This window comes from Cyanobium sp. NIVA-CYA 375 (genome assembly GCF_056108345.1).
This window is the reverse complement of sequence record NZ_JBSYHW010000106.1, coordinates 1-5,790: the sequence shown is the minus strand read 5'-3', so window position 1 is coordinate 5,790 and position 5,790 is coordinate 1. Positions and strand designations below refer to the sequence as shown.

The 5,790-nt window shown below is 66.1% G+C and carries 6 protein-coding genes; 5 read left to right on the top strand and 1 reads right to left on the bottom strand.

From position 1 onward, the window contains the following. From AC01FP_RS15715 to AC01FP_RS15695, 5 genes are all read left to right on the top strand, one after another. Positions 1-700 (top strand): glycosyltransferase family 4 protein (locus AC01FP_RS15715; protein WP_474481614.1); only part of this gene is annotated, 700 nt, incomplete at its 5' end. Between the two features lie 74 nt (positions 701-774). Beyond that, on the top strand, positions 775-1,686 hold the full coding sequence (locus AC01FP_RS15710; RefSeq protein WP_474481613.1) for a decaprenyl-phosphate phosphoribosyltransferase: 912 nt from the start codon (positions 775-777) through the stop codon (positions 1,684-1,686). Further along, positions 1,683-3,245 (top strand): flippase-like domain-containing protein, encoded by a 1,563-nt coding sequence (locus tag AC01FP_RS15705; protein ID WP_474481612.1) that lies wholly within the window; start codon positions 1,683-1,685, stop codon positions 3,243-3,245. The genes AC01FP_RS15710 and AC01FP_RS15705 overlap by 4 nt, the downstream gene beginning before the upstream one ends. Next, a complete protein-coding gene (locus tag AC01FP_RS15700) occupies positions 3,245-3,976 on the top strand; it encodes an SDR family NAD(P)-dependent oxidoreductase (protein WP_474481611.1) in 732 nt (243 codons plus the stop codon). The genes AC01FP_RS15705 and AC01FP_RS15700 overlap by 1 nt, the downstream gene beginning before the upstream one ends. Continuing rightward, positions 3,913-5,358 (top strand): FAD-binding oxidoreductase, encoded by a 1,446-nt coding sequence (locus tag AC01FP_RS15695; protein WP_474481610.1) that lies wholly within the window; start codon positions 3,913-3,915, stop codon positions 5,356-5,358. Before AC01FP_RS15700 ends, AC01FP_RS15695 begins: the two co-directional genes overlap by 64 nt. Here the strand turns inward: AC01FP_RS15695 and AC01FP_RS15690 are convergent. After that, positions 5,347-5,718, bottom strand: coding sequence for a hypothetical protein (locus AC01FP_RS15690; protein WP_474481609.1), 372 nt, complete (start codon positions 5,716-5,718; stop codon positions 5,347-5,349). The genes AC01FP_RS15695 and AC01FP_RS15690 overlap by 12 nt on opposite strands. Positions 5,719-5,790: the final 72 nt, after the last annotated feature.

The following is a 5,790-nucleotide window of genomic DNA, read 5'->3' as shown; positions in this document are numbered from 1 at the left end:
AGCCAAGCTGGCGCGCAAGGATGCCGAACTCGAACTGGCGCAACACATCGTCGTGCCCAGCCGGTTCGTCCAACGCACCCTTGCAGAGTGTCCCACCTGCCGCGAAACCCCGGTGACCGTGCTGCCCTATGGCTGCCCGCCGCCTTTAGCCCAGCTGCCGGTGCGTTCCGAAGCTGGGCCCCTGCGGGTGTTGTTCGTGGGCGGCCTCAGCCAGCGCAAAGGCCTCGCTGATCTGCTTGAAGCCGTTGATTTGCTCGGCTCCGCCATCCAGCTCACCTTGATCGGGCGGGCTGTGGGTGGAGCTTGTGCCCCTCTTCAGCTGGCTCTCTCCCGGCACCGCTGGCTGGGCAGCCTTCCCCGCAGTGAGGTGCTCGCTGAGATGCGTCGCCATGATGTGCTGGTGCTGCCCTCCCTGTTCGAAGGGTTTCCCCTGGTGATCGGTGAAGCCCTGGCCCAGGGCTTGCCGGTGATCGCCACCCCCCATGCCGCTGCTGAGGAGCTCCTCGTTCACGGCCGGGATGGTTTCGTGGTGCCGATCCGCTCCCCCGAGCGCATCGCCGAGCATTTGCAGCAGCTTGCCCTCCAGCCGGCGCTGCGCAGATCGATGGCGGCGGCGGCGCTGCAGCGGGCCGCTAGCTGGTCCTGGCCGGATTACCAGGCCGAATTACGTGTCCTTGCCAAATCCCTTCCCAGCCCCTGATTTTCCAGCTCCTAGACAAAACTGAATCCTGAGGTTGTTTAACCTACTTAGCACTCGCAAGTTGCTTGTGAATGATGATTTTTAGCCTCATTAAGGCTTGCCGGCCGCGCCAATGGCCCAAAAACCTTTTGGTTTTTGCTGCACCCCTGTTCGCCTTCCGCTTTGAGGCAGATGTATGGCTGCCAGCCATGGGGGCGTTGCTGGCCTTCTGCCTGATCTCCAGCGCGATCTACCTGCTCAACGACTGCCTGGATGTGGCGGCCGACCGGGCCCATCCCAGCAAGCGTTATCGGCCCATTGCCGCCGGCTTGGTGAGCGTGCCTGCAGCTCTGACCACGGCCGTGGGACTGGCGGCAGTGAGCCTGAGCCTGGCGGCCTGGATCACGCCGGCCCTGGCCGCGGTGGTGCTGCTCTATGGCCTGATCCAGGTGGGCTATTGCTTTCAGTTCAAGCGGATGCCGCTGCTGGATCTGTTTTGCATCGCCTCGGGTTTTCTGCTGCGGGCGATTGCCGGTGCGGTGGCGGCGTTGCTGCCGCCCTCTCCCTGGTTCCTGCTCACGGTGGGACTGCTGGCTTTGTTTCTGGCGATTGAGAAGCGCAAGGCCGAGCTGCGGGTGGCGCAGGACCGGGGCGTGATTACCCGCAAGGTGCTGGAGCGCTACTCGCTGCCGCTGCTGCTGCGGCTGGAGAGCACCGTCGCCACCAGTGCCTTTATCTCCTATGCCCTCTGGGCGGCTGGCCCGGCGTTGCGCGGGGCACCCACCAGCTGGATGCTGCTCACGGTGCCGTTTGTGCTGGTGGGGATCTTTCGCTATCAGCTGCTGAGCGACCCGGAGGAAGCCGACCGCCGCCGCGGTGTGGATCCAGAGCGCACCAGCGAGAAGCCCGAGGAGATATTGCTGGGCGACCGGGGCATCCAGCTCACCCTGGCGGGCTGGTTGGTGACCACGGCGGTGATCGGCCTGCTCAGCCGCGCCAGCGGATGAAACAGGCAGGGGATCAAAGGGTCGCAGTCTTTGATGTGGATGGCACCTTGCTGCGGGGCGACTGCCTATGGCTGGCCGCCCGCAGGTCATGCGGGCCCGTGGGTCAGCTGCTGGCGGCCCTGGCCTGCCTGCCCTGGCTGATCGGCTGGCAGCTGCGGCTGCTGAGCACGGGCCGCTTCAAGCAGCAGACCATCGCCGCCTTTGGGATCTGCGAAGCCGCCAATCGCGCCGAGGCAGAAGGCCGGACAGACTGGCTGCTGAGCGAGCTGCGGGCCCAGCTGCGGCCCGAGGCCCTGCAGCGGCTGCGCTGGCACCAGCAGCGCGGCGATCTAGTGCTGCTCTGCTCGGCCTCACCCAGGCTGTTGCTGCAGCCCCTGGCTGACTGGCTGGGGGTGGAGCTGCTCTGCACCGAATTGGTGCAGCAAAAAGGCCAATGGCGGCCCCTGCTTGCCAGCCCCAACTGCAAGGGGCCAGAGAAGGTGCGGCGCCTGGAGCAGCACCTGGGCCCGTTGGAGGTGTTCACGATTGAGGCCTACGGCGACAGCAAGGGCGACCGGGAGCTGCTGCAGGCCGCTCCCCTGCCCCACTACCGCAGCTTCCTTGCCGAACCCCAGCCCTATCCCGCTTTCTTCCTGGGGCCGCTGCTGCCGGTGGGGGCCCTGGCGCTGCTGGCCTATGGGCTACTGGGCATCTGGAGCCAGGGCGATCAGCTGCTGCCGCTGCTGCGCAGCCTTTGGCCCCAGATTGGCCTGGGCCTGCTGCTGGTGCTGCTGGGCTACGCCATCCGCTACGGCCGCTGGCGCCTGTTGCTGGCAGCGGTGAACCAGCACCCGCCCGTTGCAGCGGATGCCCGCATCTGGATGGGTTCCTATGCGTTCACCGCCACCCCAGGCAAATCGGGAGAAGCGCTGCGCTCGCTGTTGCTCAAGCAGGAGTGCGGCGTGCCGATGCCGCCCACCTTGATGGCGCTGGTGGTGGAGCGGCTCACCGATGGCACCGCAGTGCTGCTGCTGCTGGTGATCAACCTGCCGCTGCTGCTGCGCTGGCAGGTGCCCCTGGCCGTGCCGATTGGCATCGCTCTGTTTGCTGTGCTCGTGGGTTGGCTGCTGCTGCGCAGCCCCTGGGCCAAGGCCCAGCTCAAGAGCACCATCAAACGGCTACTACCCCGCAAGCTCGCCCATGCCGGTGGCGATGGCCTGGCGGCCCTGCGCCAACTGTTGCTGCCAGGGCTACTGCTGCAGGCCACGCTGATCGGTGCCCTGGCCTGGAGCCTGGAGGGGGTGAGCCTCTGGCTGCTGCTGCGTGGCATGGGCATCGACGCCGTGGGGATCGGTGGCGCCACCATTGCCCACACCGCCGCCGGCCTGCTCGGTGCCCTCACCCTGCTGCCGGGCGGGCTCGGCAGCACGGAAGCAGGCACGGTGGGCCTGCTGGCCCTCCAGGGCGTGGGTGTGGCGGCAGCCACACCGGCGACGCTGCTGATCCGACTGATGACGCTCTGGTTTGCTACCGCCCTAGGGGTGGGGTGTTTGCTTGTAGGGAAATGGCTGCAACGCTGATGACTCCAATCCGTAGTGCCTTCGTGCTGGGCAGCACCAGCGAGGTGGCCAAAGCCATCTGCAGTGAGTTGGCCCGCAGGGGCTGCTCGCGCTTCCACCTGGTGGCGCGCAATGCCGAGGCCAACCAGCAGCTGGCCTCAGAAATGCAGCAGCGTTATGGGGCAGCGGTCAGCACCGAGCAAACCGACCTGCTGGCCGATAGCTCCCTGGCGCCGCTCCGCCGGCCTGAGGTGGGCGAGTTCGATTTGTACCTGATCACCGCTGGCTCGCTGGGTGATGCCGAGTTGGCCCGCAGCGATGCTGCGGAGGCGTTGCGGATCCTGGCGGCCAACGTGGGCGGCCTGATCCCCTGGCTCACCGCCATCGCCACCCCTGAACGCCTCGCTACACCAGGGCGACTTTGGGTATTTAGCTCGGTGGCTGCCGATCGCGGCCGCCCCTCGAACTATCACTACGGCGCCGCCAAGGCAGCCCTCACAGCGCTGTGTGAGGGCTTGCTGCTGCGCTGCCACGGCAAGCCGTTTGCGGTGCGGATCATCAAGGCTGGCTTCATGGCCACGCCGATGACCGTGGGCAAGGCCCCGCCTGCCCTGTGCGCCAGCCCTGAGTCGGTGGCGCGCGATCTGCTGCGCTCGCCCAACAAGCGCGGCATCGAATACCTGCCCTGGTGGTGGTCGCCCTTGATGCGGCTGATCCGCCTGCTGCCTGCTTCCATCGCCTCCAAGCTCTGAGCCCTGTGACCATCCCCTTGCCTGCAGGCCTCACGGCCGAAACGAAAACCCTGAGCGGCTGGGGCCGCACCAACCCGGTGACTGCCCAAGTGGTGCAGCCCAGTTCAGTGGCGCAGCTGCAGGAGCTGATCCGTGGTGCCCCACCCCGCTCCTTGATTGCCCGGGGCCTGGGCCGCTCCTATGGCGATGCCGCCCAGCTCAAAGACGGCACGGTGATCGAGCTGCCGGCCTTTGATCGGATCGAGCTGGATGCCGCCAGTGGCACGGTCACGGCGGGAGCTGGGGTGAGCCTGGACAAGATCCTGCGTCTGATAGTGCCGGCCGGCTTCTTCCTGCCGGTCAGCCCTGGCACCCGCAACGTCACGGTGGGTGGGGCGATTGCCGCCGATGTGCACGGCAAGAACCACCACGTAGACGGCAGCTTTGGCAACCACGTGCAGCGGCTGTTGCTGGTGGATGGCACAGGCACCCTGCGGGAGCTCACCCCAGACGGGGGCGAAGCCTCCTTTTTCTGGGCCACCGTGGGCGGCATGGGGCTCACCGGGGTGATCGTCGAGGCGACGTTCTCACTGATCCCAATCACCAGCTCGCTGATCAGCGTCGACACCACCCGCTACCGGGATCTGGACTCGCTGATGGCAGCGATGGTGGAAGCCGATGCCAAATACCGCTACAGCGTGGCCTGGGTCGACAGCCTCGATCCCAAGGGCAGGGGTGTGCTCACCTGCGGCGACCATGCCGAAACTGGTGGGCTCCACTACGACCCCAAGGCCCGGGCCTCAGCCCCACCATTCCTGCCGGGAGGGTTGCTGAACAAGCTCACGGTGCGGGCGTTTAACGAAGCCTGGTATCGCAAGGCGCCCAAACACCGAGTCGGGGAGCTGCAGGCGATTGCACCGTTCTTCCATCCCCTCGATGGCGTGCAGGACTGGAACCGCATCTATGGGCCAGCGGGCTTCCTGCAGTACCAATTCGCCGTGCCCAATGAGGCAGCCCACCTGGTGCCGCGAGCATTAGAGGTGCTGCGGCAGGTGGGAGCACCGAGCTTTCTCACCGTGCTCAAGCGCTTTGGTCAAAGCAATGCAGCGCCCCTCTCGTTTCCAATCCCTGGCTGGACTCTTGCCGCCGATGTTCCAGCTGCAGTGCCTGGGCTGCTGGAGGCGCTGGATCGGCTGGACGCTGAGGTGGCAGCAGCTGGTGGGCGGCTCTACCTGGCGAAGGACTCTCGTCAGTCTGCCCAAATGTTTCGAAACAGCTATTCCCAATATCCACGATGGGCTAGCCAGGTCGGCAACTCAGCCCCCCAACACGCTTTTACTTCCTGCTTGGCAGGTCGATCCCTTCCGGACCCGGAGCTCTCTTGCAAACGGCTAAGCGGCTAGCGCCAGCAGCTGGTCGTAAACCGCCCGGCAGTCCCGATCCTCGACGCTGCCCCCCGGGCGGCTGCGGGATTCGCCCACACTGTTCTCCACTACCTGCGCCACCCGCTCCGCTGCGGCACCGGAGAGGCTCGCTAGGCGCTGCAGGGCCGCCTGGCGACCAGGTCCCAGCAGACCCTCGTAACTGATCACCTGGCCCTGATACACCCGCAACAGCAGCAAAGCGGTTTGATACATCTCTAGATAATCGCCTTTGCATACGCCGTAGCCCACGCCCTCCATCCGCATCCGGCTGATCGCATAGGGCTCGAACCGCCGCGCGCTGATTGCCAGCACCGGTGCGTAGCCGGCGCTGGCCACCAAGAAAGTTCGCCCAGCACTCCATTAACGATCTGGCGCAGCTGGCTGCCAGGAAATGGGTAGCGGATGTTGGCG

Coding starts and splice junctions, on each gene's coding strand:
- AC01FP_RS15700 (WP_474481611.1), top strand. CDS start 3,245: ATGACTCCAATCCGTAGTGCCTTCGTGCTGGGCAGCACCAGCGAGGTG.
- AC01FP_RS15705 (WP_474481612.1), top strand. CDS start 1,683: ATGAAACAGGCAGGGGATCAAAGGGTCGCAGTCTTTGATGTGGATGGC.
- AC01FP_RS15710 (WP_474481613.1), top strand. CDS start 775: ATGATTTTTAGCCTCATTAAGGCTTGCCGGCCGCGCCAATGGCCCAAA.